Raw genomic sequence first — 25,522 nt, forward strand, 5'->3', positions numbered from 1 at the left:
GCTTTCCGCTACCATATCCGGTTCGATTCAAGATGATAGACGATGCTGCACAGCTCCTTCGCCGCGCGCCTGACCGCCTGGCAAAAAACGCATGGACGCCATGATCTGCCGTGGCAGGTCAGCGACCCGTATCGGATCTGGCTGTCCGAGATCATGCTGCAACAGACTCAGGTCAAAAGCGTGCTGGAATATTACCCGCGCTTCCTCGCCCGCTTTCCGGACGTGACGGCGCTGGCCGCCGCGCCGCAGGAGGACGTGCTGGCCTTGTGGAGCGGCCTGGGTTATTACAGCCGGGCGCGCAATCTGCACAAGGCGGCGCAGATGGTGATGGCCGAGTTTGGCGGCCGCTTTCCGGCCGAGCGCCAGCAACTGGAGCGCCTGCCCGGCGTGGGGCGTTCCACCGCCGCGGCGATTGCTTCTTTCGCTTTCGGCCAGCGGGAAACCATTCTGGACGGCAACGTCAAGCGCGTGCTGACCCGTTGCTTCGGCATCGACGGCTTCCCCGGCGAGAAGCCGGTGGAACAGCGTTTGTGGCGATTGGCCGAAGCGTTGTTGCCGCAGGATGCGGCGCTGATGAGCGCCTACACTCAAGGTTTGATGGACCTGGGCGCCACGGTGTGCAGCCGCGGCAAACCGGCCTGTACCGTCTGTCCCATGGTGGACGGCTGCGCGGCGGCGCGCGAGGGCCGCACCGGCGAGCTGCCGACGCCGCGGCCGAAGAAGACGGTGCCCACGCGCCATACGGTGATGTTGCTGGCCACCCATGGCGACAAGGTGTGGCTGTTGCGGCGGCCGCCCAGCGGCATTTGGGGCGGTTTGCTGTCCTTGCCGGAGTTTGAGACTTCGTTGCAGATCGAGGACTGGCTGGCGCGCAACGGCCACGGCGACGTGTTGCCGGCCTGGCCGGAACTGGAGCATGTGTTTACGCATTACCGATTGATCATTACGCCGGTGCCGCTGCGCTTGGACGCGTTGCGCGCGGAGGCGGCGATGGAGGACAGCGGGCAGTGGCTGCCCTTGTCCGCCGCCCCGGACGCCGGGGTGCCGGCGCCGGTGCGCCGGCTGTTGTTGCGTTTGGCCGAGTAGCCGAGCGCTGTCGAAACACGATTTGATTGAGTTACTGGGTTGATATGGTTTCCGTAGTTCGTTCGATGGCTGACACCCTGGCAGACGCGGCTAATCCGCAACGCTGGCTGGAGGGCTTGTCTTCTTCGCTGAGCGGAGAAGAGCAGGCGATGCTCACTCGCGCCTTGGACGAGGCGCGCGCCTTGTACTGCGGCAAGACCATGGCCCAGACCGGCGAGGACTTGTTCAGTCACGCGGTGGCCGCCGCCGCCATCGTGGCGGATCTGAACCTGTTGCCGGACGCCATCGTCGCCACCTTGATGTTCGCCGCTTCGGATTACCGCGAGGACTGGCAGCCCTGGCTCTGCGAAACCTTCAATCCTACGGTGGCGGTGCTGGTGGAGGGGGTCAACGGCGTGCGCCGCATCACCGAGCTGGCGCGCATCGACAAGCTGTCCACGCCGGAAGAGCGCGCGCGCCAGGCGGAAACCATGCGCAAGATGCTGCTGGCCATGGTGGCCGACATCCGCGTGGTGCTGATCAAGCTGGCCTGGCGCACTCAGACCATGCACTACCTGGCCGAGGTGGAGGATGAGACGGTGCGCCGTCGCATCGCCACCGAGACCCTGGATCTGTTCGCGCCGCTGGCCAACCGCCTGGGGGTGTGGCAGATCAAGTGGGAGCTGGAGGACCTGGGCTTCCGCCATACCGAGCCGGACAGCTACAAGCGCATCGCCAAGCTGTTGGACGAGCGCCGGCTGGAGCGCATCGACTATATCGACCGGCTGCTGGACACCCTGCGCACGGAGTTGAAGAACGCCGGCGTCAAGGCGGAAGTGGCCGGCCGGCCCAAGCACATCTTCTCTATCTGGAAGAAGATGAAGAAGAAAAAGCTGGATTTCTCCGAGCTCTACGACATCCGCGCGGTGCGCATCCTGGTGGAGCGGCTGCCGGACTGCTATACGGCGCTGGGCATCATTCACGGCACCTGGCAGCCGATTCCCGGCGAGTTCGACGACTACATCTCCCATCCCAAGGCCAATAATTACCGCAGCCTGCACACCGCGGTGATCGGGCCGGAGGACAAGGCGGTGGAGGTGCAGATCCGCACCTTCGAGATGCACGAGCACGCTGAGTTCGGCGTGGCCGCGCATTGGCGCTACAAGGAGGGCGGCAAGGGCGACGCGGCCTATGAGGAGAAAATCTCCTGGTTGCGCCAGTTGCTGGACTGGCGCGAGGAGATGTCGGACCGCGAGGGCCTGGCCGAGGCGTTCAAGACCGAGCTGTTCGCCGACACCATTTATGTGCTGACGCCGCAGGGCCGGGTGATGGCCTTGCCGTTTGGCGCCACCCCCATCGATTTCGCCTATTCGGTGCACACCAATCTGGGCCATCGCTGCCGCGGCGCCAAGGTGGAAGGGCAGATCGTGCCCTTGTCCACGCCGCTGCAAAACGGCCAGCGGGTGGAGATCATCACCGCCAAGGAGGGCGGGCCGTCGGTGAACTGGCTGCACGACGGCTGGGTGAAGAGCCATCGCGCCATTTCCAAGATCCGCCAGCACATCCGCCTGCTCAACGCCGACACCGTGCGCGAAACCGGCAAGATGTTGTTCGAGCGCGAGCTGGCGCGCCACAGCCATATGCAGCCCAATCTGGGCGCGTTGGCGGAGAAGCTGGGCTACGACAAGCTGGAGGAAGTGTACGGCGCGCTGGGCCACGGCGAGCTGACCACGCGCGTGGTGTCCAACGCCATCGTCAGCTTCGCGCCGCCGCCGCCGGCGGACGTGGCGCCGGAAAGCCTGGTCAAGGCCAGCAAGGGCGGCCACGACGCGGGCGGCGTGTTGATCGAGGGCGTGGACAATCTGATGACGGTGCTGGCCAAGTGCTGCAAGCCGGCGCCGCCGGACGGGGTGATGGGCTTCGTCACCAAGGGGCGCGGCATTTCCATTCACCGCACGAGCTGCCTGACGCTGAAAAAACTGTCGGTGGAAGCGCCGGAGCGGTTGATCGCCGCGGAATGGGGCGACCAGCGCAGCAGCGTCTTCCCCATCGACATCGAAATCATCGCCATGGACCGGCCCGGCCTGCTGCGCGATCTGTCCGACGTGCTGTCGCGCGAGAAGCTGAACCTGATCGGCGTCAACACCCTGTCGCGAGACACTCGCGCCCGCATGCGTTTCACCGTGGAGGTGCGCCAGGTGCAGGACATCAGCCGGGTGCTGTCGCGGATGATGGAGTTGAGCGGGGTGCAGGAGGCGCGGCGTTTGTAAGAACCTGTTCAAAGTCTGCTGCGCTTCGGCGATACGGTGTTGAAAACAACTTCGAAATGCTCATGTACCGCTTGACCATTCCGCTTTCTCAGCCGCAACGCCTTAGCTCGCGAGATCGTAAACACGTTCTAAGGCGCGGCCGAGTTTGCGTTGGCACAAGTTCACTGTGGCTGTGCATTGCTTTGACTTAAAGAAATTTTCATAATGGTTTTTTTGCGCCGCCGCCCGCCGGCGGCGCTGAGGTTTTGGAACGCTTGGCGAGCGCGCCTGGCCGTTCAATTTTGAAAGGTTTGTTAGCTCATGTCCGAACTGATCGCCGCGGCCCGCCGCGCCCTGTCCCTGATGGATCTCACCACGCTGAACGACGACGATACCAACGACAAGGTCGCCGCGCTGTGCCGCAAGGCCAAGAGCGACGCCGGCACCGTGGCCGCGGTCTGCGTGTATCCGCGCTTCGTGCCCATCGCCAAGAAAACCCTGCGCGAGGCCGGCTGCCCCGAGGTCAAAGTGGCCACCGTCACCAACTTCCCGGCCGGCGATGAGGACATCGCCGTCGCGGTGGCGGAAACCCGCGCCGCGATCGCCTACGGCGCGGACGAAGTCGACGTGGTGTTCCCGTACCGCGCGCTGATGGCCGGTAACCGCGAGGTGGGCGCGCAACTGGTGGCGGCCTGCAAGGACGCCTGCGAAGGCAAGACGCTGAAAGTCATCATTGAAAGCGGCGAGCTGAAGGACGAGGCGCTGATCCGCGAGGCCAGCCTGATCTCGATCCAGGCCGGCGCCGATTTCATCAAGACCTCCACCGGCAAGGTGCCGGTGAACGCCACGCTGGAAGCGGCCGGCGTGATGCTGTCCGCCATCCGCGAAACCGGCGGCGCTTGCGGCTTCAAGGCCGCAGGCGGCGTGCGCACCGCGGCCGAGGCGGCGGAATACCTGGACTTGGCCGAGCATCTGCTGGGCGCGGGCTGGGTGAGCGCCGAGCGCTTCCGTTTCGGCGCTTCCGGCCTGCTGGGCAATTTGCAGGCGGAAATCGAAGGGGGCGAGGTCAAGCCGATCAGCGGCTATTGATCGCTCGCCGTTTCATCGCCGCTGACAAAACCCCTGATGCTGCGTTGCACCGACTTGTCGTACTCAAGTACTGCCTGCGTCGGTGCGCCTTGCCTCAGGTGCGCTAAGCGGTTTTGTTAGCGGCTCTTAATTCTTGGCCGTGGCGTGGGTCCCGGCCATTATTTATTGCTCGCGGCGGGTTTCGCCGCGGCAGGCGCAAGGCAGGGAGAATGCCATGTTTTTGCCTCAGGAAATCATTCGCAAGAAACGCGACGGCCAGGCGCTGTCGCAACAGGACATCCAGCAGTTCGTCGCCGGCATCACCGACGGCAGCGTGGCGGACAGCCAAATCTCCGCGCTGACCATGGCGGTGTACTTCAACGGCATGGCGTTGGAAGAAAACGTGCACATGGCGCTGGCGATGCGCGACTCCGGCCGCCGCATGCACTGGGGCGACCTTAATTTGCCGGGCCCAGTGGTGGACAAGCATTCCACCGGCGGCGTCGGCGACGTGGTGTCGCTGATGTTGGGGCCGATGGTGGCCGCCTGCGGCGGCTTCGTGCCGATGATCTCCGGCCGCGGCCTGGGCCATACCGGCGGCACGCTGGACAAGCTGTCGGCGATCCCCGGCTACAATCCCTTCCCCAGCCCGGACGAGTTTCGCCGCGTGGTCAAGGACGTGGGCGTGGCCATCATCGGCCAGACTTCTGACCTGGCGCCGGCCGACCGCCGCGTTTACGCGGTGCGCGATGTGACCGCGACGGTGGAATCGGTGGCGATGATCACCGCGTCCATCCTGTCCAAGAAGCTGGCCGCCGGCCTGGACGCCCTGGTGATGGACGTGAAGGCCGGCACCGGCGCCTTCATGCCGACGATGGAGAAATCCGTGGAGCTGGCCGAGCGCATCGTCAAGGTGGGCAACGGCGCCGGCGTGGCCACCAGCGCGCTGATCACCGAGATGAGCCAGCCCCTGGCCTGGACCGCCGGCAACAGCATAGAAACCCGCGAGGCGGTGCGTTACCTGAAGGGCGACGAGCGCAATCCGCGCTTGCATGAAGTGACCATGGCGCTGTGCGCCGAGATGCTGGTGGTGGGCAAGCTGGCCAAGGACGAGGCCGAGGCGCGCGACAAGCTGCAGACCGCATTGGATTCCGGCCGCGCCGCCGAGATCTTCGGCCGCATGGTGGCCGCGCTGGGCGGCCCGGCCGACTTCATGGAGAACTATGATTCCCATATGGCGGCCGCGCCCATCGTGCGCCCGGTGTTTGCGGAACGCGCCGGCTTCGTCGGCGGCATGGACACCCGCGGCATCGGCATGGCGGTGTGCGCGCTGGGCGGCGGACGCCGCCTGCCCAGCGACGAGCTGGACTTCCGCGTTGGTCTGTCCCGCTTCGTCGAGCTGGGCCAGCGCATCGACGCCGGCGCGCCCTTGGCTTATATTCATGCGGCCGACGAAAACAGCTTCGCCGACGCGGAGCGCCGCCTCAAGGCGGCGATCCAACTGGCAGACGCGGCACCTTCCGCGCTGCCGCTGGTCTATCAGAAGATTCGCCAGCAGTAATCCCGGAGCGGCAATATGAAACGAGCCATCATTCTGATTCTGGACTCGCTGGGCATCGGCGCCGCCGCCGACGCCCCGCAGTTCGGCGACGCCGGCAGCAATACGCTGGGCCACATCGCCATGGAGGCGGCCGCCGGCCGCGCCAACGTCGGCCGCCACGGCGCGCTGACCCTGCCCAATCTGTCCCGCATGGGCTTGGGCCACGCCTGCCGCTTGTCCTCCGGCTATTTCCCGGAAGGCATGGACCCGTCCGAGCCGGTGGCGGCTTACGGTTACGCGCGCGAGCTGTCCAGCGGCAAGGACACGCCGTCCGGCCATTGGGAAATCGCCGGCGTGCCGGTGCTGTTCGACTGGGGCTATTTCAGCGATCACGACAACAGCTTCCCGCAGGAGCTGCTGGACGCCATCGTCGCCAAGGCGGAGCTGCCCGGCTATCTGGGCAACTGCCACGCCTCCGGCACCGAGATTTTGGACCGTCTGGGCGAGGAGCATATGAAGAGCGGCAAGCCCATCTTCTACACCTCGGCGGATTCGGTGTTCCAGATCGCCTGTCATGAAGAGACGTTCGGGCTGGAGCGGCTGTATCAGCTGTGCAAGATCACCCGCGAACTGCTGGAGCCCTACAATATCGGCCGCGTCATCGCGCGGCCCTTCGTGGGCGAGGGCAAGGGCCAGTTCGTGCGCACCGGCAACCGCAAGGACCTGGCGGTGGAACCGCCGGCGACCACGGTGCTGGAAAAGCTGGCCAAGGCCGGCGGCGACGTGGTGTCCATCGGCAAGATCGCCGACATCTACGCCCATGTGGGCATCACCCACAAGCACAAGGCCACCGGCTTTGATCAGCTGTGGGACGCCACCCTGGGCGCGATGCGCGATCATGGCGAACGCCCGGCCATCATCATGGCCAACTTCGTCGACTTCGACTCCAGCTACGGCCACCGCCGCGACACCGCCGGCTACGCCCGCGCGCTGGAGGAGTTCGACGCGCGGCTGCCGGAAGTGATGGCGGCGCTGGGCGACGACGATATCCTGATCCTGTCCGCCGACCACGGTTGCGACCCCACCTGGGAAGGCACGGACCATACCCGCGAACATATTCCGGTGCTGTGCTACGGCAAGAAGGTGCCGGCGGGCTCGCTGGGCGAGCGCGCCACCTTCGCCGACATCGGCCAGACCGTGGCGGCCCACCTGGGCCTGAGCCCTATGGATTACGGCCAGTCCTTCCTGTGAGGCGAGGCTGAATGACGCACGCCCCGGCGTCTGTGCGCCGGGGCTCTTTTGAATCTGGAGACTAAAGACGATGGCGACCCCGCATATCAACGCCCAGCCGGGCGATTTTGCCGAAACCGTATTGATGCCCGGCGATCCGCTGCGCGCCAAGATGATCGCGGAAACCTTCCTGGAAGACGCCAAGCTGGTGACCACGGTGCGCAATGTGTTCGGCTACACCGGCACTTACCAGGGCAAGCGCCTGTCGGTGATGGCCCACGGCATGGGCATTCCGTCCGCCAGCATCTACACCACCGAGCTGATCAAGGACTACGGCGTCAAGAACATCATCCGCATCGGTTCCTGCGGCGCGGTGACGCCGGACATCAAGCTGCGTGAGCTCTTCGTCGCCATGGGCGCGTCCACTGACAGCAAGGTCAACCGCATGCGCTTCAACGACCACGACTACGCCGCCATCGCCGATTACGGCCTGCTGCGCGCCGTGGTGGACACCGCGGCGGAGCAGGGCAAGCCGGTGACGGTGGGCAATGTGTTCTCCGCCGACCTGTTCTACGGCGTTCAGCCCAATATGCTGGAAGTGCTGGACAAGATGCAGGTCAAGGTGATCGAGATGGAACTGGCCGGCATCTACAGCGTGGCCGCGCAATACGGCGCGCGCGCGGTGGGCATTCTGACCGTGTCCGACATCATCCCCACCGGCGAGGCCACCAGCGCCGAAGAGCGTCAAACCACTTTCCGCGACATGATGGAAGTGGCTTTGGCGGCGGCGATCAAGCTGTAAGCCTTTGCCGATTGTCAGACAGCGTGGCGGGGGCTGGGCTCCCGCCTTAGCGTTGCCAGGCGGGGAAATCAGGGCGAAAAATGAAATCGCCTTATTTTTTCCTTGCAGTGCCGCAGTGCTTTTGTCCTTGATTTAACAGAGACTCCAGCCAGATGTGGCGTAAAAAGCCACGCTTTATAGTGCAATGCACAAAAAGCCTTGCAATGAAGCAAACCTATGCAGATAATGAAACCTGCATCAGGACGTGGCATGCAAAGTGTGCGTTTTGGTGTTGTCTCCTCCATCCTCCTTCTTTAGGTGGAACTTGGCGCAACAAAGCTAGATGTTGCGCTTTTTTTTTGCCCCGCCGCCGCTAATCTCCTTATTCCGCCTGCATTTTCCCCTCTGCGCGAGCACCGCCGTCAAGTAGCCGGATTTCTGTTGTCTCACAAGGGTTTGACAGCTGGATCGGGGCTGTAATAGAATCCGTAACTTTCAAGAATTACGATGGAAGAGTTCCATGAAGACCTTTTCTGCCAAGCCGCATGAGGTTAAACGCGACTGGTTTGTGGTCGATGCCAACGACAAGGTTTTGGGCCGCCTCGCCGCTGAGATCGCCCGTCGCCTGCGTGGCAAGCACAAGCCGGAATACACCCCGCACGTAGATACCGGCGATTTCATCGTCGTGGTCAACGTCGAGAAGCTGCGCGTTACCGGTGCCAAGGCACAAGACAAGAAGTACTACCGTCACTCCGGCTACCCGGGTGGTATCTACGAGCGCAGCTTCACCGAACTGCAAGACAAGTTCCCTGAGCGCGTTCTGGAAAAAGCCGTTAAAGGCATGCTGCCGAAGGGCCCGCTGGGTTACGCCATGATCAAGAAGCTCAAGGTGTACTCCGGTTCCGAGCATCCGCACACTGCTCAACAGCCGAAAGTGCTGGAAATCTGATTTTAAGGCGTAGAAATGAACGGTAAATACTACTACGGCACCGGCCGTCGCAAGAGCTCCGTTGCTCGCGTGTTCATGCAAAAGGGCTCGGGCCAGATCATCGTTAACGGCAAGCCCGTTGATGAATATTTCGCTCGTGAAACCGGCCGCATGGTAATCCGCCAGCCGCTGGCGCTGACCGAAAACCTCGAGTCCTTCGACATCAAGGTGAACGTTGTCGGCGGCGGCGAAACCGGCCAAGCCGGCGCGATCCGTCACGGCATCACCCGCGCGCTGATCGACTTCGACACCGCGTTGAAGCCGGCTTTGTCCGCTGCTGGTTACGTGACCCGCGACGCTCGTGAAGTTGAGCGTAAAAAAGTCGGCCTGCGCAAAGCTCGCCGCGCCAAGCAGTTCTCCAAGCGTTAATTCGCCGAATTCTGTTTTCAAGAAAACCGCCTGCGTTTGCCAGGCGGTTTTTTCTTGCCTGTCGTTTCTCCGCTTCCATCCCATCCATATTGCAAGGCAGCATCGCAGTGCCTACACTGTCGTTTTTGCGACGCGCTTTTACATAAAGGAATGGGCATGATCAAGGTGGGAATCGTCGGGGGCACCGGCTACACGGGTGTCGAACTGCTGCGCTTGCTGGCGGGCCATCCGTCGGCGCGCGTGACCGCGGTCACCTCGCGCAAGGAGGCCGGCATGAAAGTGGCCGACCTGTTCCCCAGCTTGCGAGGCCGCATCGATCTGGCCTTCTCCACGCCCGACGAAGCGCGCTTGCGGGATTGCGATGTGGTGTTTTTCGCCACACCCAACGGCATTGCGATGAACGAGGCGCGAGAATTGCTGGCCGCCGGCGTGCGGGTGGTGGATCTGGCCGCCGATTACCGGATCCGGGACGTCGCCGAATGGGAAAAATGGTACGGCATGAGCCACGGCTCGCCGGACCTGGTGGCCGAAGCGGTGTACGGTCTGCCGGAAATCAACCGCGAGGCCATCCGCGGCGCGCGGCTGGTGGCGAATCCGGGCTGCTATCCGACCGCGGTGCAATTGGGCTTCCTGCCCTTGATCGAAGCCGGCGCGGTGGAGCTTTCCAGCCTGATCGCCGATTGCAAGTCGGGCGTGTCCGGCGCAGGGCGCAAGGCGGAGGTGGGCGCCTTGCTGGCCGAGGCGGGAGATTCCTTCAAGGCTTACGGCGTGTCCGGTCACCGGCATTTGCCTGAAATCCGCCAGGGCCTGGGCCGGGCGGCCGCGCAGCCGGTGGGCCTGACCTTCGTGCCGCACCTGACGCCGATGATACGCGGCATCCACGCAACGCTTTACGCGCGGCTGAAGGCCGACGTGGACGTGCAGGCGTTGTTCGAGCGTCGCTACGAGGGCGAGCACTTCGTCGACGTGCTGCCGGCCGGCAGCCATCCGGAGACGCGTTCTGTGCGCGGCGCCAATGTCTGCCGCATCGCCGCGCACAGGCCGCAGGGCGGGGATACCGTGGTGGTGTTGTCGGTGATAGACAATCTGGTCAAGGGCGCGGCCGGCCAGGCGGTGCAGAATATGAACCTGATGTTCGGCCAGCCGGAGCGGGCCGGACTGGACATCGTTCCCTTGCTGCCTTGAGGCGTCGGCGCATGCGCGGAAAGAACTAGTTCGCTTGAAGACTCGCCATCGGCCCCAATATCCGACTAAAATAGTGGGTGAATGCCGCTCTGCCGGCTTTAGAAGGGGTTTGAGAAACCGCAGCGCGCACGCAGCCAGGCCGCTAGCGGACCGTTGGCGGGTTTCTCAAGGCCCCGGAACTGAATTGCGAGGTTTGACATGACTACTGCTGCAACTGAAATGCCGTCCCCGATCAACTTCAGCGCAAGCGCTTGTTCCAAGGTGCAGGAGCTGATCGCCGAGGAAGGCAATCCCGATCTGAAACTGCGCGTCTTCGTGACCGGCGGCGGCTGCTCCGGCTTCCAATACGGTTTCACATTTGACGAAATTGCAAATGAAGACGATACCGCTATAGAGAGACAAGGCGTGACCTTCCTGGTGGATCCGATGAGCTACCAGTACCTGGTCGGCGCCGAAATCGATTATCAGGAAAGCCTGGAGGGCTCCCAGTTCGTGATCCGCAATCCGAACGCCACCACCACCTGCGGTTGTGGTTCGTCGTTCTCGGTGTGATCCGGACGCGGTAGAATACAGGCTCGGGCTTTTGCCCGGGCCTTTTTTATGGGGACAACAAAATGAATAAGCCGCCACCCGTCGTCTTGCCGAAGATCGAATTCACCCGTGAGTTCGCGTTTAGCGACGCCGACTTCGAGCGCATTCGCAAACTGATCTACAAGGAAGCGGGCATTTCGTTGAACCCGTCGAAGAAAGACATGGTTTACGGCCGCCTGGTGCGTCGCATCCGCGAACTGAAGCTGCCTGGCTTCGCCGCCTACGTCGATTTCCTGGAGTCGATCAGCGGCAAGCGCGAGTTCGAACAGTTCGTCAACGCGCTGACCACCAATCTGACTTTCTTCTTCCGCGAAGAACACCATTTCCCGCTGCTGGCCGAGCATCTTAAGAAAAAAGCGACGGCCGGCGGAGAACTGGCGATCTGGTGCGCGGCCTCGTCCACCGGCGAAGAGCCGTACTCGCTGGCGATCACCGCGCTGGAGGCGGTGCCGGGCGCGCGCATCAGCGTGTTGGCCACGGACTTGGACACCAGCGTGCTGGAAACCGGCCGCAAGGGCATTTACGCCGCCGACAAGGTGGCGCGCCTGCCGCCGGGCTACGCCGCCAAGTATTTCGACAAGCAGCCGGACGGCAGCTTCCAGGCCAAGGCCCAGCTGCGCAATATGATCACCTTCCAGCGTTTGAACCTGGTGGAGAGTAACTGGTCGGTCAAGCGCCAGTTCGACGCCATTTTCTGCCGCAACGTGATGATTTATTTCGACCGCGACACTCAGTTCGGCGTGCTCAAGCGCTTTGCGCCGCTATTGAAGCCGGACGGCCTGCTCTTCGTCGGTCATTCCGAGAATTTCTATTTCGCGTCGGACTATTTCCATCTGCGCGGCAAGACGGTTTACGAGCACGCGAAGAAGCCGTAACGGCAGATCGCGGCTGGCACGGCCAATGGGCAAGCGGGTCTTGCCCATTGGCTTTTGTGGAGAGTCGATGCGAGTAGTTGTCCTGGGCGCCGGCGTCATCGGCGTATCCACCGCCTGGTTTTTGGCGGAGAAGGGCCACCAGGTGGTGGTGGTGGACCGCGCCAGCGGCGCGGCGAGAGAAACCAGTTTCGCCAACGGCGGCCAGATTTCAGTTAGCCAGTCCGAGCCTTGGGCCAATCCGCGCGCGCCGTGGCGAGTGTTGCGCTGGCTGTTGCGCGACGACGCGCCGCTGCTGTTCCGGCCGCGGCTGGACGCGCAGCAATGGCGCTGGGGCCTGGATTTCCTGCGCGAATGCCTGCCGGGACGCAGCCAGCGCAATATGCGCCAGATGGTGGCGCTGGGCTTGTACAGCCGCGACACGCTGCGCGGTTTGCGCCGGGAACTGGGCATTGATTACCAGCAATTGCAGCGGGGCATTCTGACCCTGCTGTTCTCCGATGCGGAACGGGCCCAGGCCCAGGCCGGCTGCGCGCGGCTGCAAGCGCTGGGCGTGGAGAAAAGCCTGCTGACGCCGTTGCAGGCGCTGGAGCGGGAGCCGGCCTTGGCGCGCATTCTGCCTGAACTGAGCGGGGCGTGCTGGAGCCCGGACGACGAATCCGGCAATGTCCATCTCTTCACCGTCGCCCTGGCCCAGGCTTGCGCTATGCGGGGCGTGGAGTTCCGCTTCCAGACCCGGGTCAACGCGCTGGAGCGCGCGGACGGGGAGGTGAGCGGCGTCTCCGTCACTGCGGCCGACGGCGCTTACGAGCGGCTAGAGGCGGACGCCTATGTCTTGGCGCTGGGTTCTTATTCTCCCTTGTTGGCGGCGCAGGCCGGCTTGCGCTTGCCGGTGTACCCGGCCAAGGGTTATTCCGCCACCCTGCCGATTCTGGACGCCGCCGCCGCGCCGCTGACCAGCATTACCGACGAAGCCCACAAGGTGGTGGTGTCGCGGCTGGGCGACGAGCTGCGCATCGCCGGCACCGCCGAATTGTCCGGTTATTCCACCCATCTGGAGCCGCGGCGTTGCGACTTGCTGCTGCAGCGCGGCCGCGCCTTGTTCGGCGACGCCTGCGACTGGGAGCGCGCGCGTTTCTGGAGCGGCCTGCGGCCGGCCACCCCGGGCAATGTGCCGCTGATCGGCCCCAGCCGCTTGCGGCGCTTGTATCTGAACACCGGCCACGGCACCTTGGGCTGGACCGAGGGCGCCGGCTCCGGGCGGGCGCTGGCCGAGATCATCAGCGGCGAAACGCCGGCGCTGGATTTCGCGTTCTGCCGCGCCTGAGCGATAGGTTGAACTGAAGCGAGCCGATGCCCGACGCATGGTAAAATCGCGCCGATTCGGATTCCCATCGTCCGCCGCCGGCGGGCCAAGCCATTCATTTGCAAGGAAGATCGTCATGCGTATCGGAACGCCGCAAAGTCGCAGTGCCGTCAGGGTGATGTTGTTGGGCAGCGGGGAGCTGGGCAAGGAGGTGGTGATCGCCTTGCAGCGGCTGGGCGTGGAAACCATCGCCGTGGACCGCTACGCCGGCGCGCCGGCGATGCAGGTCGCCCACGCCAGCCACGTGATCGACATGTCGGACGCCGCGGCTTTGCGCCGGCTGGTGGAGCAAGTGCGCCCGCATCTGATCGTGCCGGAGATCGAGGCCATCGCCACCGACGAGCTGTTGCGCATCGAGGCGGACGGTCTGGCCGAGGTGATACCCACCGCGCGCGCCGCCCATCTGACGATGAACCGCGAAGGGATACGGCGGCTGGCGGCGGAGGAGCTGGGCCTGCCCACCTCGCCGTACGCCTTCGCCTCCAGCTTGGAAGAACTGCAAGCCGCAATCGACGACGGCATCGGCTACCCCTGCCTGGTGAAGCCGGTGATGTCGTCCAGTGGCAAGGGCCAGTCGCTGTTGCGCGGGCCGGAGGACGTGGCTCAGGCTTGGCAATACGCGGCCAGCAGCGGCCGGGTGGACAAGGGCCGGGTGATCGTCGAGGGCTTCATCGATTTCGATTACGAAATCACCCAGCTGACCGTGCGCGCGGCGGACGGCGCGGGCGGCATCGCCACGCATTTCTGCGCGCCGGTCGGCCATTTGCAGCGCAGCGGCGATTACGTGGAGAGCTGGCAGCCCCAGCCCATGAGCGAACTGGCCTTGCTGCGCGCGCGCGAAGTGGCCAAGGCGGTGACCGACGCGCTGGGCGGCCGCGGCCTGTTCGGCGTCGAACTGTTCATCAAGGGCGAACAAGTGTGGTTCTCCGAGGTGAGCCCGCGGCCGCACGATACCGGCTTGGTGACGCTGGCCACCCAACGCTGGTCCGAGTTCGAGCTGCACGCGCGTGCCATCCTGGGCCTGCCGGTGGACGCGGAGATCTCCAGCGCCGGCGCGTCGGCGGTGATATACGGCGGCCTGGACGAGGCCGGAATCGTCTTTGACGGCGTGGACCAGGCTTTGCGGGTGCCGGGCGCGGACCTGCGCTTGTTCGGCAAGCCTGAAAGTTATTTGAAGCGCCGCATGGGCGTGGCGCTGGCCACGGCCGAGACGGTGGAACAGGCCCGCGAGCGGGCCAGGACAGCGGCCGCGCTGGTGCGGCCGACGACGGGGAATGAAGCGTGAGCGATGAAGTGCGGGAAATGACGCCCTATCAATTATTGGGCGGCGAAGGCGTGGTGCGTTGGCTGACGGACCGCTTTTACGACATCATGGACAGCGACCCGTCGGTCAAGCCGCTGCGCGACATGCATCCGCAGGATCTGGCCGGTTCGCGCCAGAAGCTGTTCATGTTCCTGTCCGGCTGGCTGGGCGGCCCGTCCTTGTACATGGAGGCCTTTGGCCACCCGCGGCTGCGCATGCGCCATATGCCGTTTGCGGTGGACGAGGCGGCGCGCGATCAATGGATGTCCTGCATGCGCCGCGCGGTGGATGAACTGGTGGCCGAAGATTGGTTGAAGCAAAAACTGATCGAGGCTTTTCACAACACCGCCGACTTCATGCGCAATCAATAAAAAACTTGCGGCCGGCGCGCCATTGTCCATGATGAGAGAAGGTTCTCGCATTTCATCTGGCGGAGATGGAGCGCATGGCGTGCAAGCTGTTGCTGTTGTGGCTGGGACTGTGGGCGGGTGCGGGCGCCGCGGCGGCGTGTCTGCCGCAAGCCTGGGCCTGCGCCTCTCCGTCCGACGGGGAGATCAAATCCGCGCCCCGGGACGCCGGCAAGGACATTACCATCGGCGGTCTGCGCTTTGAGCGGGAGGCGGTCAGCAACCGTTTGTCGCTATCTCCGGTGCTGGACCTGAACAAGCAAGCCCAGTTGTCTTTGCGTCTGACGCCCAAGCAGTTCGGCTTGCGTTTGAAAGTGAACACCGACTGAGAGCGTGTTCCCCCGCGCTTGCCCGCGAGACTGTCTAACGCGCCCTAAAACAAGGCGTCGCTTCAACGTCCGGGAGCAGGCGGGATTGAGTAGGTGCCGGTGACATGGGCCACCGCTTCTTCCAGCTCGGCCGACAGCAGCAAGACTTCCCCCACCGCCAAACGTTTGCCCAGCTTCAGAATGCGGCCTTCCGCGATCACGTCCGCCGGCGGCGGCTTGCGCAGGAAGTTGATGTTGAGGCTGGTGGTCACCGCCAGCTCCACCCGACCTATCATCCCCAGCACCACCGCGTACAGCGTGGCGTCCGCCAGCGCCATTAAGGCGGGGCCGGCGATCGTGCCGCCCGGCCGGATCAAATCCGGGTTGAAGCGCATGCGCAACACTGCGCCGCCGTCGGCGATGGATTCGGTTTGGATGCCGAACAGGCGGACCAAGGGCAGTTCCTGATCGATCAGGTTCTGGAATTCCGGGACGGATAAGCGAGACATGAGGCGCTCCGGCGCTGTGATCTAAACATCATCAAGCGCCGGGGCGCGGGCGTCAATGCCCGGCGGCTCGGCTTCAGCGCGGGCGGTGGCCGCGTTCGATCAAGACGCCGACGCGCTTGACGCCGGGCAGGATGCCCAGCTTGGTGACCGAGACGCGCGCCCAGGGCGCGCCGAAGTCTTCGCGGATCACCTTGGCGATGTATTCGGCCAGCGCTTCCAGCAGCAGGAAATGCTGTTCGGACAGCGCCTTGCGCAGCCGCTCCACCACCACGCCGTAGTGTATGGTGTCGCCGATATTGTCGCTGTGACAGGGCGCTTCGCTGGGAATGCCGATTTCCAGGTCGATTTCAATGGTTTGCGGGGCTTTCCGCTCCCATTCGTAGACACCGATAATGGTGTCGGCGCGCACTTCGCGCAGGAATATGATGTCCATCAGTCTGTCTGGGAGTTGGGGTTTGCCGCCCGATACCGTAAAATCCGAAGCCTTCTATTCTAATGGATACACCATGACCACGACAGCTTTTGCCTTTGTTGTTGCGGCCTATCTGATCGGCTCGCTCTCGTTCGCGGTGATTGTCAGCAAGGCCATGGGCATGGCCGACCCGCGCAGTTACGGTTCCGGCAACCCCGGCGCCACCAATGTGCTGCGCAGCGGCAAGAAGCTGGCGGCGGCGCTGACCCTGCTCGGCGACGGGATCAAGGGCTGGGTGGCGGTGGCGCTGACCGCCTGGTTCGGGCCGCGATACGGCCTGGGCGAGCAGGCGATCGCGCTGGCGGCGCTGGCGGTGCTGATCGGCCACATGTGGCCGGTGTTCTTCGGCTTCAAGGGCGGCAAGGGCGTGGCCACCGCGGTGGGCGTGCTGTTGGGCTTCAGCCCGTGGCTGGCGCTGGCGGCGCTGGCCACCTGGCTGTTCGTCGCCTTCGTGCTGAAGATTTCCTCGCTGTCCGCCATCGTCGCCTGCGTGCTGACGCCGGTGTACGCCTACTTCATCGTCGGGCCGCAGAGCGTGTACTTCGGCAGCTGCATCATCATCGCCATCCTGGTGGTGCATCGCCACAAGTCCAATCTGATCAAGCTCTTGACCGGTCAAGAGGACAAAATAGGCGACAAGGGGACGGACAAGAGTTCTTCCTGAGCCTTGCTTAGCCCATGAAAAGGCCGTCTCTTGGACGGCCTTTTGTTTTGGCGCGGTCTGTTTCAGCCGTCGGACAGCACCCGCAGATGGGCGGCCACGCTGCGGCCCAGCGCGGACAGATCGTAGCCGCCCTCCAGCACCGAGACCACGCGGCCGTCGGCGTAGAGGTCGGCGATCTGCATCAGGTGGCGGGTCACCCACTCGTAGTCGGCCTCTACCAGCCCCAGCGAACCCATATCGTCTTCGCGATGAGCGTCGAAGCCGGCGGAAATGAAAAGAATCTGCGGCTGGAAGTCGTGCAATAGCGGCAGCCACACCGTTTCCACCGCCTCGCGGAACTCGCGGCCGCCGCTGCCGGCCTTGAGCGGCACATTGTGCATGTTCGGGCCCAGCGGCTCGTCGCCGCTATAGGGATAGAAGGGGTGCTGGAAGATGGACACCATCAAGACCCGCGGATCGTCGCGCAGGATTTCCTCGGTGCCGTTGCCGTGGTGGACGTCGAAATCTATCACCGCCACCCGTTCAAACTGATAATGGGCCAGCGCGTGGGTGACGCCGATCGCCAGATTGTTGAAGAAGCAGAAGCCCATCGCCTTGCCGCTTTCGGCGTGATGGCCGGGCGGGCGGATCGCGCAGAAGGCGTTGGGCGCCTTGTCCTCCGCCACCAGTTCCACCGCCTTGACCACGGCGCCGGCGGCGCGTCGGGCGGCTTGCAGCGTGCCGGCGGACATCGCGGTGTCCGGGTCCACGCGAAAAGTGCCTATGCTGGGAGAGCAGGATTCCAGGTATTCGAGATAGTGGGGGGGATGCACGCGGGCCAGTTGCTGTTCGGTGACCTCCGGCGCTTCGATCTCTTGCAGCCCGTCCAGAATCTGCGAGGCCATCAATTGATCGCGGATGGCGATCAGGCGCTCGGGGCATTCCGGGTGGCCGACGCCCATATTGTGTTGCAGGCATTCGGGATGGGAGATGTAGGCGGTGAGGCCTGAACGCTGCAAGCGTTTTTTCAGCCAGGTCAACACGTGCGATTCCTTGTTGCGTACAATGAACGCAGGATATCCGATATCGATAAATAGTGCGCGTTAGCAGGTGCAAATGCAATCTCTCTCCATTGCGTATCGTCAACTGAATCAGCTGATCCTGGGCAAGCCGCAGGCGATCCGCCTGGCCTTGACCTGTCTGATCGCCCGGGGTCATTTATTGATCGAGGACGTGCCCGGCGTGGGCAAGACCACGTTGGCTCACGGTCTGGCCGGGGTCTTGGGCCTGGAATATCGCCGGGTGCAGTTCACCAGCGATCTGCTTCCTTCGGACATTCTCGGCGTCAATATCTATCAGCGCGATTCCGCCTCCTTCCACTTCCATCAAGGCCCGGTGTTTTCCCAGGTGCTGCTGGCCGACGAGATCAATCGCGCCTCGCCCAAGGTCCAGTCCGCCTTGCTGGAGGCAATGGAGGAGCGCCAGGTTTCGGTCGACGGCGCCACCTATCCCTTGCCCGAGCCCTTCTTCGTCATCGCCACCCAGAACCCGGCGGAGCAGGCCGGCACTTTTCCGTTGCCGGAGTCGCAGCAGGACCGCTTCTTGATGCGCATCTCCCTGGGCTACCCGCCGCGCGAGGCCGAACTGGCCTTGCTGCAAGGCGAAGACCGCCGTCAGCTGCTGGCCAAGCTGGTGCCGGCCCTGCGTCCCGGCGACTTGATCGCGCTGCAGCGCCAGGCCGCGGAGCTGACCGTCAGTCCGGCCTTGGCCGGCTATGTGCTGGCCTTGGTCGAAGCCACGCGCCGCGACAGCCGCTTCGCTTCGGGGCTGAGCCCGCGCGCCGGTCTGGCGCTGGCGGCTGCGGCGCGCGCCTGGGCCTTGCTGGAAGGGCGCGATCACGTGTTGCCGGAGGACGTGAAAGCGGTCTTTCCCAGCGTGGCCGGCCATCGCCTGCTCGGCGGCAACGGCGGCGACGCCGCCGGCGGCCTGCTCGCTCATGTTCCCATTCCTTGATCCGCGTCGCCGTCTGCGGCAATGGATGTTGCGCCGCGCGACGCCGCAGCCGCATTGCCGGCTGGAGCAAAACCGCATCTATCTGCTGCCCACCCGTTTCGGCATGACGCTGGGCCTGGTGGCGCTGGCGGTATGGATAGGCGCTTTGAACTACGACGTCAGCCTTGCTTACGCGCTGTCGTTCTGGGTGGCCGGTTTATTGCTTGTGGCCGTGCTCTTGGCTTACCGGCAGCTGGCCGGCCTGCAGCTGCGCGCGCTGGACGCGGAGCCGGTCTTCGCCGGCGACGCCGCGCGTTTCCGCGTCTTGTTGAAGCATGAGGACGAGGGCGAGCGTCAACTGAGCCTGGCGCTGGAGGACGGGATGGAAACCCGGATTGACCGTCTGCCCGGCGGAGCGGAGTTCGAGGTGGCGCTGAGCGTTTGCGGCAGCCGGCGCGGCTATATGGCCCTGCCGGCTTGCCAGGTCTGGAGCGAGGCGCCGTTCGGCCTGGTGCGCGCCAGCGCCTGGGTCAGGCTGAGGGCCCAGGTGCTGCTGTTTCCCGCGCCTTTGCAGGACGGCCAGCGCGGCCGCAGCCAGGGCGGCGGGGATCAGCCCTGCGAGCTGCCGGGCGAGGAGGAGGACTTCTCCCATCTGGACACGTATCGAGTCGGGGATTCGCCGCGCCGCATCGCCTGGAAAGTGCTGGCGCGCCGCGGTGCGCTGGTCAGCAAGCAGTTCGCCGGGGAAGGGCGGGCCGGCTTGCTGGCCTTGGACTGGCAGGATTACGGTCGAGGCGGCGATGTGGAGCTCAAGCTGTCGCGCCTGGCCTGGCGCGTGGAGCAGTGCGAGCGCCAGCGCCAGCCCTATGTGCTGAAGCTGCCGGTGCGCAACGTGGGACCGCAGCCGCAACAGCGCTTATTGGCGCTGACGGCTCTGGCCCTGTATCTGGAGCGCGGCGATGAGCGTTCCTGATCGCGCCAGAGTGTGGCCGGCGCTGGCCGCGGTGGCCTTGAGCGCCGCGCCGCTATGGCTGCATCTGCCGTTTTGGCTGGTCGCCTTGGCCTTCGCCTTATTGCTGGGCAAGGCGGCCTTGGTCTGGCGGCGCAGAGCGCCTCCGGCGTTCTGGTGGTTGTTGCCCCCCTTGCTGCTGGCCGCCTGGCTGTCCTGGCGCACGCTGGGCACCCTGGTGGGGCGCGAGGGCGGCGTCGGCATTTTGCTGTTGCTGCTGGGGTTCAAGGCGCAGGAGTGCGCTCAGTTGCGGGATTGGCGGGTGTTGATCGCCTTGGGGGTGTTTCTGGCCGCCATGCCCTTGCTGTTCGACCAGTCGCCGTTGGCCGCGGCCTGGCTGGCCGTGAGTTTGTTGGCGCTGACCGGCGCGATGGCGGCGCTGGAGGGCGCGCCATGGCGCGGCAGCTTGCGCTCCGCCGCGTCGGCCCTGGGCTTGGCGCTGCCCTTGATGCTGGTCTTGTTCGTGATCATGCCGCGGCTGTCCGGCCCCTTGTGGAGCATGCCCAGCGAACCGGGCAGGCAGGCGGTCAGCGGCCTGGGCGACAGCCTGGAGCCGGGCAGCGTCAGCCAGCTGATTCTGAGCCGGGAACCGGCGTTTTCCGCGGTGTTCCCGCAGCGGGCGCCGCCGCGGGAGCAGATGTACTGGCGGGTCTTGTTGCTGGACCGCTTCGACGGCAGCCGTTGGAGCGGCGACGGGGAGGCGCGCGGCGCGGGAGCGGAGGGCGTCAGCGGCGGGGAGACGGTGGAGTACGCGGTTACGCTGGAGCCGGACAAGGGGCGCTTGCCGGCGCTGGATGTGCCGCTGCCGGACGAGGCGTCGCGTTTGCGGTACGGCATGGTGTTGCGCGGGGACGCCAAGGACAGGAGGACTCAGCGTTTTTACGCCGTCAGCCGCTTAGGCGCGCGTTATCAGGCGGTTTTGTCCGAGTCCGAGCGCGCGTTTTACCTGCGCTTGCCGTCCGGCAATCCACGCGCGCGCGCTTGGGCGCGAGAGCTGGCGGCGCGCGGGGAGGGCGCTTTCGCGCAGGCCGCCTTGCAAGCGTTTCGAAGCCAGGGCTTTCGCTATACGCTGAATCCGCCCTTGCTGGACCGGCAAGACGAGGTCGATCAATTCCTGTTTTCCAGCCGGCAGGGCTTTTGCGAGCATTACGCGTCGGCACTGGCGTTTCTGGCGCGCGCCGCGGGCATGCCGGCGCGGATTGTCGTCGGTTATCAGGGCGGAGAATACAATCCGGTGGGGCGTTTCTGGCAGGTGAAGTCGTCCGACGCGCACGCCTGGGTGGAGATTTGGCTGGCGGAAAGCCGGCAATGGCTGCGCGTCGATCCCACTAGCGCGGTGGCGCCGCTGCGCCTGGCGGATGGCGCGGAGCAGAGCGTGCCGGCCTTGAGGGAGCGCGGGATGGCGGGTTTGCCGCCGGCCTGGTTGCGCAATCTGCGCCAGAACTGGCAGGCCGCGGGTTTCGCCTGGCAGCAATGGGTGGTGGGCTACGACGCCGCGCGGCAGCGCAATGTGTTTCAACGCTTGGGCCTGGGCGAGAGCGTGAGCGCGAGCAGCGTGTTGCAGGCCCTGTTCGTCGGCGTCTTGCTGGCGGGTTTGCCGCTGGCCTGGTGGTGGCGGCGAGGGCGCGGACGCGAGGAGCCGATGGCGAGGGGCTGGCGGCTGTTGTTGGCGCAATTGCGCCGGCGGCGGATAGAGGCCGGTCCTTGCGACGGGCCCTTGGAGCTGCTGCGTCGCGCCAAGCCCGACCTGGCGGCAGCGGAATACGCGCAGTTGAAAACCCTGGTGAGCGAATACGTGGCCTTGCGTTATCGTTCGCGCGCCGCGGACGCCGCCCGGCAGCGGGACTGGCTGCGTCGCAGCCGCCGTTTCCGTCTGGCGAGGAAATGACGAAGCCCCCGGAGAGCCGGGGGCTGCTGGCTGCGGTCGACGCTGGCGCGCTACAGCAGGAAGTCCTTGGAGATGCCCTTGCGGCGCAGGATGCGGCGCAGCTGTTCCAGGCCTTCGATCTGGATCTGGCGCACGCGTTCGCGGGTCAGGCTCAGCGCGGCGGCCAATTCCTCCAGCGTGCAGATCTCGTAGCCGTTCAGACCGTAACGGCGTTCGATCACCAGTTTCTGCTTCTCGTTCAACTGGCCCAGCCATTCATGGACGAAATGCTCCAGCTGGCTGTTGTGCAACTGGATTTCCGGCTCGTCGTGCTGCTCGTCCGGGATGGACTCGCCGATAGACAGCATCGGATCGATGTCCAGCGGCGCGTCCAGCGAGGCCATGCGCTCGTTGAGGTTCATCACCTTGCGCACATCGTCCACCGGCTTGCCCACCAGGTGGGCGATTTCGTCCAGCGTCGGCTCGCGGCCGATCTGGCTTTCCAGGTGGCGCGAAGCGCGCAGATAAACGTTGAGCTCCTTGATCACGTGCACCGGCAGGCGGATGGTGCGAGATTGGTTCATGATGGCGCGCTCTATGCTCTGGCGTATCCACCAGGTGGCATAGGTGGAGAAGCGGAAGCCGCGCTCGGGGTCGAACTTCTCCAGCGCGTGCATCAGACCGATATTGCCTTCCTCGATCAGATCCAACAGCGCCAGGCCGCGGTTGATGTAATGCTTGGCGATGTTCACCACCAGCCGCAGATTGTGTTCGATCATCTTCTGCCGCGCTTCGAACTCTCCGGCCACCACGCGGCGGGCCAGAGCCAGTTCTTCCTGCGGCGTCAACAGGGCGTTGTTGCCGATATCGTTGAGGTAGATTTGGGTGACGTCGGCAACTTCTTCGTATACCGGCTGCGCTTCGCCGACTTCCTCTGCCTCCACTTCGGCAACGGCTTCCTCATTGCTTTCCTCGTCGAGAATTTCTTGCTCTTCGAGAATGTCGAGTTCGCTACTCATGTTCTACCCCCGTCTCTTTCTGATCCTGGACGGGGGCCCCGGCCGCCCGTCAGGACTTATGGTCAAGGTACTGCATCGGATCCACCGGCTTGCCGAGGCGGCGGATTTCAAAGTGCAGTTTCACTTGGTCGGCGTCGGAATTGCCCATTTCGGCAATCTTCTGCCCTCGCTTGACAGACTGGCCCTCCTTTACGAGCAACTGGCTATTGTGGGCGTAGGCCGACAGGAAGGATTTATTGTGCTTGATGATGATCAGCTTGCCGTAGCCACGCAGGCCGGTGCCGCTGTACACCACTTTGCCGTCTCCCGCCGCCAACACCGGCTGGCCGCTGCGGCCGCTGATGTCTATGCCCTTGCTGCTATCGGAATATCCCCGGATCATCTTGCCTTCGGTCGGCCACAGCCACGGCACCGCGTCTTCGTCCGTTTTCGCCGCGGGCTTGCTGGCCTCGGGCTTGCTGGACGGCGTTGCCGCCGGCGCTTCGGTCTTGGCCGGAGCGCTTGCCGTCGCCGGCGAGCCGGCGGCGCTGATCGGGGCTTGAGCGTTCTTGTTGTTGCCCGGTCCTCCCTCGCTCTGGGCGGACAGGGTTTTTGCTGCTTCTGCGCTGTATGGCAGTTTCAGGGCTTTGGGGTAGGCCTTGACACCGCCTGCTTGGACAGTTGCACTTTCCACCGGCGCGTTGGGCTGAACCGGCGCGGCGCCGGCCGTCGGCTGGCCGGCGTTGGCCGCCGGAGGGGCATCGCCGCCGGGCGGGGTCAAGCGCAGTACTTGTCCTACTTTGATGTTGTTGTCCGGCAGGTTGTTCCAGGCCGCGACGTCCTTGTATTTCAGGCCGTTGTTCAGAGAGATGCGGAACAGGTTTTCCCCCGGCTGAACCACATGGGTCTTTTCTTTTGTTGTTGCGCCCGCCGCCGAGGCGGAGCCTATCGGCGCGGCGGACACTCCTCCGTTATCCTGGTACGGCGTCGTCACCGCCGCACTGTTGCCGCCTGTCGCGACGGGCGCCGAAGGCGGCGCGCTGCGCGCGACGGCCGGCGTTGCGCTTTCCACGGGGGCCGGTTGCTGGGCGATGCTGCTGCATCCGCTCAGGGCGATGCCGATCGAAGCCGTGAATATATATGCATAGCTGCAATGCATTTTTAGCATACTTTTGTTTTTTATAGTCTGTTTAAGTGATTTGATAAATTGTCGGACAAAGAAACTGTTGTGTTTTTGCAGTTTTAACTGCGTCCGGCAAGCAAGGGTACGAATTTCACCGGGTCCAGCCGGCTTTTCTGCAGGCCTTGCGCGGTTTTCTCTATCAGCCACAAGTACTGTTCCTCTTCGCCTATCGGCATGATCATGCGGCCGCCGTCGTTGAGTTGTTCGACCAGGGCCTGGGGGATGTTGCGCGCGGCGGCGGTCATGATGATGCCGTCGAAGGGCGCGGCCTCGGCCAGGCCGAAATGGCCGTCGCCGTGGACCAGGCGGGCGTGCACCAGCTTGGCGGCGCGCAAATTGCGTCTGGCTTTGTCAAGAATGACGCCCAAGCGTTCAATGGAGTAGACCTCGGCGCCGGTCTTCAGCAGCACCGCGGTCTGATAGCCGCAGCCGGTGCCTATCTCCAATACTTTGCCCGGTTTCTTGCCATTCAACAGGATTTCCGTCATCCGCGCCACGGTGAAAGGCTGGGAGATGGTCTGGCCGTGGCCTATGGGCAGCGACACGTCGTCGTAGGCGCGGGTGGCCAGCGCCTGGTCTACAAACAGGTGACGCGGCACGTCCGACATCGCGGTCAGCACGCGTTCGTCGGCCACGCCGTTCTGGCGCAGGCGCTCGACCATGCGGCGTCGGGTGCGGTCGGAAAGCATGCCGTAGGCCGGCTGGCCCGGCGTCAGCTGTGGTGTAGCCATGTTTTGATTCCGTCTAGTTGGCCATAGGCGGTTAAATCCAGCATCAGCGGCGTCACTGAAATATCGTTGTTGGCCAGCGCGCCGAAGTCCGTGCCCGCGCCGGCGTCCTGCACATTGCCGACCGGTCCTACCCAGTATATCGTCTCGCCGCGAGGATTCTGAGACTTGATCACCGGCTGCGCGCAGTGGCGGCGGCCCAGGCGGGTGACGGTCAATTGGCCCAGCGCTTCCGGAGCGATGTCGGGCACGTTGACGTTGAGCAGCACCGGCTCGCGGAAGGGGTTGCGCTTGCAGCGTTCCACCAGTTGATCGACGACCAGGCCGGCGCTGGCGAAGTGCTGGCCGCTATAGCCGGCCAGCGACACCGCGATGGAGGGAATGCCCAGCATGAAGCCTTCTGTGGCGGCGGCCACGGTGCCGGAGTACAGGGTGTCGTCGCCCATATTGGGGCCGTGGTTGATGCCGCTGAACACCATGTCCGGCTTGAAGTCCAGCATGCCGGTCACGGCGAGGTGCACGCAGTCGGTGGGGGTGCCGTTGACGTAGTGAAAGCCGTTGGCGGCCTTGCGCACGGTCAAGGGGCGATCCAGGGTCAGGGAGTTGCTGGCGCCGCTGCGGTCCCGCTCCGGCGCGACAACGACGACTTCGCCGTGGCGGGACAGGGTTTGCGCCAGCATAGCCAGTCCCGGAGCGAAATAACCGTCGTCGTTGCTGATGAGAAACTTCATGCTGTCTTTCTATTGTTCTTGCCGGCAAAGGTGGCCCGGCTGATTGTATCGCTCCAACGATGACGCGG

Annotated in this window: 26 protein-coding genes; 19 read left to right on the forward strand and 7 right to left on the reverse strand. The window is 64.5% G+C overall.

Going from position 1 to position 25,522, the window contains the following annotated elements; all coding sequences use genetic code 11:
• Positions 1-45: 45 nt before the first annotated feature.
• From mutY to ACODRW_RS02495, 15 genes are all read left to right on the forward strand, one after another.
• Complete coding sequence (gene mutY, locus ACODRW_RS02425) at positions 46-1,086, forward strand: A/G-specific adenine glycosylase (RefSeq protein WP_227108541.1); 1,041 nt, start codon at positions 46-48, stop codon at positions 1,084-1,086.
• Between the two features lie 44 nt (positions 1,087-1,130).
• Positions 1,131-3,335 carry a RelA/SpoT family protein gene (locus tag ACODRW_RS02430; protein ID WP_337882884.1) on the forward strand — a complete coding sequence of 735 codons (2,205 nt, stop codon included), beginning with the start codon at positions 1,131-1,133 and terminating at the stop codon, positions 3,333-3,335.
• Positions 3,336-3,635: 300 nt separating this feature from the next.
• Positions 3,636-4,403, forward strand: coding sequence for a deoxyribose-phosphate aldolase (gene deoC / locus ACODRW_RS02435; protein ID WP_107798132.1), 768 nt, complete (start codon positions 3,636-3,638; stop codon positions 4,401-4,403).
• Between the two features lie 214 nt (positions 4,404-4,617).
• The gene (deoA, locus tag ACODRW_RS02440) at positions 4,618-5,943 is read left to right on the forward strand and encodes a thymidine phosphorylase (RefSeq protein WP_107798133.1); all 1,326 of its coding nucleotides are present in this window, start codon (positions 4,618-4,620) and stop codon (positions 5,941-5,943) included.
• 15 nt (positions 5,944-5,958) lie between these two features.
• The gene (locus ACODRW_RS02445; protein ID WP_488905115.1) at positions 5,959-7,173 is read left to right on the forward strand and encodes a phosphopentomutase; all 1,215 of its coding nucleotides are present in this window, start codon (positions 5,959-5,961) and stop codon (positions 7,171-7,173) included.
• 70 nt (positions 7,174-7,243) lie between these two features.
• Complete coding sequence (gene deoD / locus ACODRW_RS02450; protein WP_043632219.1) at positions 7,244-7,954, forward strand: purine-nucleoside phosphorylase; 711 nt, start codon at positions 7,244-7,246, stop codon at positions 7,952-7,954.
• A 499-nt stretch (positions 7,955-8,453) separates the two neighbouring features.
• Positions 8,454-8,882 (forward strand): 50S ribosomal protein L13, encoded by a 429-nt coding sequence (rplM, locus tag ACODRW_RS02455; RefSeq protein ID WP_019102901.1) that lies wholly within the window; start codon positions 8,454-8,456, stop codon positions 8,880-8,882.
• 15 nt (positions 8,883-8,897) lie between these two features.
• Entirely contained in the window at positions 8,898-9,290 is a 393-nt protein-coding gene (gene rpsI, locus ACODRW_RS02460; protein WP_019102900.1) for a 30S ribosomal protein S9, read from the forward strand.
• A gap of 156 nt (positions 9,291-9,446) precedes the next feature.
• Positions 9,447-10,475 (forward strand): N-acetyl-gamma-glutamyl-phosphate reductase, encoded by a 1,029-nt coding sequence (gene argC, locus ACODRW_RS02465; protein WP_488905116.1) that lies wholly within the window; start codon positions 9,447-9,449, stop codon positions 10,473-10,475.
• Positions 10,476-10,694: 219 nt separating this feature from the next.
• Positions 10,695-11,027 carry an iron-sulfur cluster insertion protein ErpA gene (erpA, locus tag ACODRW_RS02470; protein ID WP_197083112.1) on the forward strand — a complete coding sequence of 111 codons (333 nt, stop codon included), beginning with the start codon at positions 10,695-10,697 and terminating at the stop codon, positions 11,025-11,027.
• 62 nt (positions 11,028-11,089) lie between these two features.
• Positions 11,090-11,941 (forward strand): CheR family methyltransferase, encoded by an 852-nt coding sequence (locus tag ACODRW_RS02475; protein WP_107798136.1) that lies wholly within the window; start codon positions 11,090-11,092, stop codon positions 11,939-11,941.
• A gap of 67 nt (positions 11,942-12,008) precedes the next feature.
• Positions 12,009-13,265 carry a D-amino acid dehydrogenase gene (locus tag ACODRW_RS02480; protein WP_235084377.1) on the forward strand — a complete coding sequence of 419 codons (1,257 nt, stop codon included), beginning with the start codon at positions 12,009-12,011 and terminating at the stop codon, positions 13,263-13,265.
• Between the two features lie 115 nt (positions 13,266-13,380).
• Entirely contained in the window at positions 13,381-14,589 is a 1,209-nt protein-coding gene (purT, locus tag ACODRW_RS02485) for a formate-dependent phosphoribosylglycinamide formyltransferase (RefSeq protein ID WP_253313797.1), read from the forward strand.
• Complete coding sequence (locus ACODRW_RS02490) at positions 14,586-14,978, forward strand: group II truncated hemoglobin (RefSeq protein ID WP_227106904.1); 393 nt, start codon at positions 14,586-14,588, stop codon at positions 14,976-14,978. Before purT ends, ACODRW_RS02490 begins: the two co-directional genes overlap by 4 nt.
• 74 nt (positions 14,979-15,052) lie before the next feature.
• The gene (locus ACODRW_RS02495) at positions 15,053-15,343 is read left to right on the forward strand and encodes a hypothetical protein (protein ID WP_488905117.1); all 291 of its coding nucleotides are present in this window, start codon (positions 15,053-15,055) and stop codon (positions 15,341-15,343) included.
• Positions 15,344-15,405: 62 nt separating this feature from the next.
• Here ACODRW_RS02495 and ACODRW_RS02500 read toward each other — a convergent pair whose 3' ends face one another.
• Positions 15,406-15,831, reverse strand: coding sequence for a PaaI family thioesterase (locus ACODRW_RS02500; RefSeq protein WP_488905118.1), 426 nt, complete (start codon positions 15,829-15,831; stop codon positions 15,406-15,408).
• A gap of 73 nt (positions 15,832-15,904) precedes the next feature.
• On the reverse strand, positions 15,905-16,264 hold the full coding sequence (locus ACODRW_RS02505; protein WP_048415680.1) for a dihydroneopterin aldolase: 360 nt from the start codon (positions 16,262-16,264) through the stop codon (positions 15,905-15,907).
• Between the two features lie 73 nt (positions 16,265-16,337).
• On the opposite strand from ACODRW_RS02505, the gene plsY reads away from it, so the two are divergent.
• Entirely contained in the window at positions 16,338-16,967 is a 630-nt protein-coding gene (gene plsY, locus ACODRW_RS02510) for a glycerol-3-phosphate 1-O-acyltransferase PlsY (protein WP_107798141.1), read from the forward strand.
• 62 nt (positions 16,968-17,029) lie between these two features.
• On the opposite strand, the gene ACODRW_RS02515 is transcribed toward plsY, so the two are convergent.
• Positions 17,030-17,989, reverse strand: coding sequence for a histone deacetylase family protein (locus ACODRW_RS02515; protein WP_107798142.1), 960 nt, complete (start codon positions 17,987-17,989; stop codon positions 17,030-17,032).
• Between the two features lie 73 nt (positions 17,990-18,062).
• Between ACODRW_RS02515 and ACODRW_RS02520 the strand changes: the two genes are divergently transcribed.
• The 3 genes from ACODRW_RS02520 to ACODRW_RS02530 are packed head-to-tail and all read left to right on the forward strand — an operon-like array spanning position 18,063 to position 21,835.
• Positions 18,063-18,959: an AAA family ATPase gene (locus tag ACODRW_RS02520; RefSeq protein ID WP_488905119.1), complete on the forward strand. Its 897-nt coding sequence runs from the start codon at positions 18,063-18,065 to the stop codon at positions 18,957-18,959.
• Positions 18,943-19,911 carry a DUF58 domain-containing protein gene (locus ACODRW_RS02525; RefSeq protein WP_488905120.1) on the forward strand — a complete coding sequence of 323 codons (969 nt, stop codon included), beginning with the start codon at positions 18,943-18,945 and terminating at the stop codon, positions 19,909-19,911. The genes ACODRW_RS02520 and ACODRW_RS02525 overlap by 17 nt, the downstream gene beginning before the upstream one ends.
• Complete coding sequence (locus ACODRW_RS02530; RefSeq protein WP_488905121.1) at positions 19,898-21,835, forward strand: transglutaminase TgpA family protein; 1,938 nt, start codon at positions 19,898-19,900, stop codon at positions 21,833-21,835. Before ACODRW_RS02525 ends, ACODRW_RS02530 begins: the two co-directional genes overlap by 14 nt.
• 50 nt (positions 21,836-21,885) lie before the next feature.
• Here ACODRW_RS02530 and rpoS read toward each other — a convergent pair whose 3' ends face one another.
• The 4 genes from rpoS to surE are packed head-to-tail and all read right to left on the reverse strand — an operon-like array spanning position 21,886 to position 25,454.
• A complete protein-coding gene (gene rpoS / locus ACODRW_RS02535) occupies positions 21,886-22,833 on the reverse strand; it encodes an RNA polymerase sigma factor RpoS (RefSeq protein ID WP_019102885.1) in 948 nt (315 codons plus the stop codon).
• A gap of 49 nt (positions 22,834-22,882) precedes the next feature.
• The gene (locus tag ACODRW_RS02540) at positions 22,883-24,142 is read right to left on the reverse strand and encodes a peptidoglycan DD-metalloendopeptidase family protein (protein WP_488905122.1); all 1,260 of its coding nucleotides are present in this window, start codon (positions 24,140-24,142) and stop codon (positions 22,883-22,885) included.
• The gene (locus tag ACODRW_RS02545; protein ID WP_019102883.1) at positions 24,055-24,726 is read right to left on the reverse strand and encodes a protein-L-isoaspartate(D-aspartate) O-methyltransferase; all 672 of its coding nucleotides are present in this window, start codon (positions 24,724-24,726) and stop codon (positions 24,055-24,057) included. Before ACODRW_RS02545 ends, ACODRW_RS02540 begins: the two co-directional genes overlap by 88 nt.
• The gene (gene surE, locus ACODRW_RS02550) at positions 24,708-25,454 is read right to left on the reverse strand and encodes a 5'/3'-nucleotidase SurE (RefSeq protein WP_048415674.1); all 747 of its coding nucleotides are present in this window, start codon (positions 25,452-25,454) and stop codon (positions 24,708-24,710) included. The genes ACODRW_RS02545 and surE overlap by 19 nt, the downstream gene beginning before the upstream one ends.
• Positions 25,455-25,522 lie beyond the last annotated feature (68 nt).

It is taken from the genome of Chromobacterium sp. FG89 (assembly GCF_057808735.1).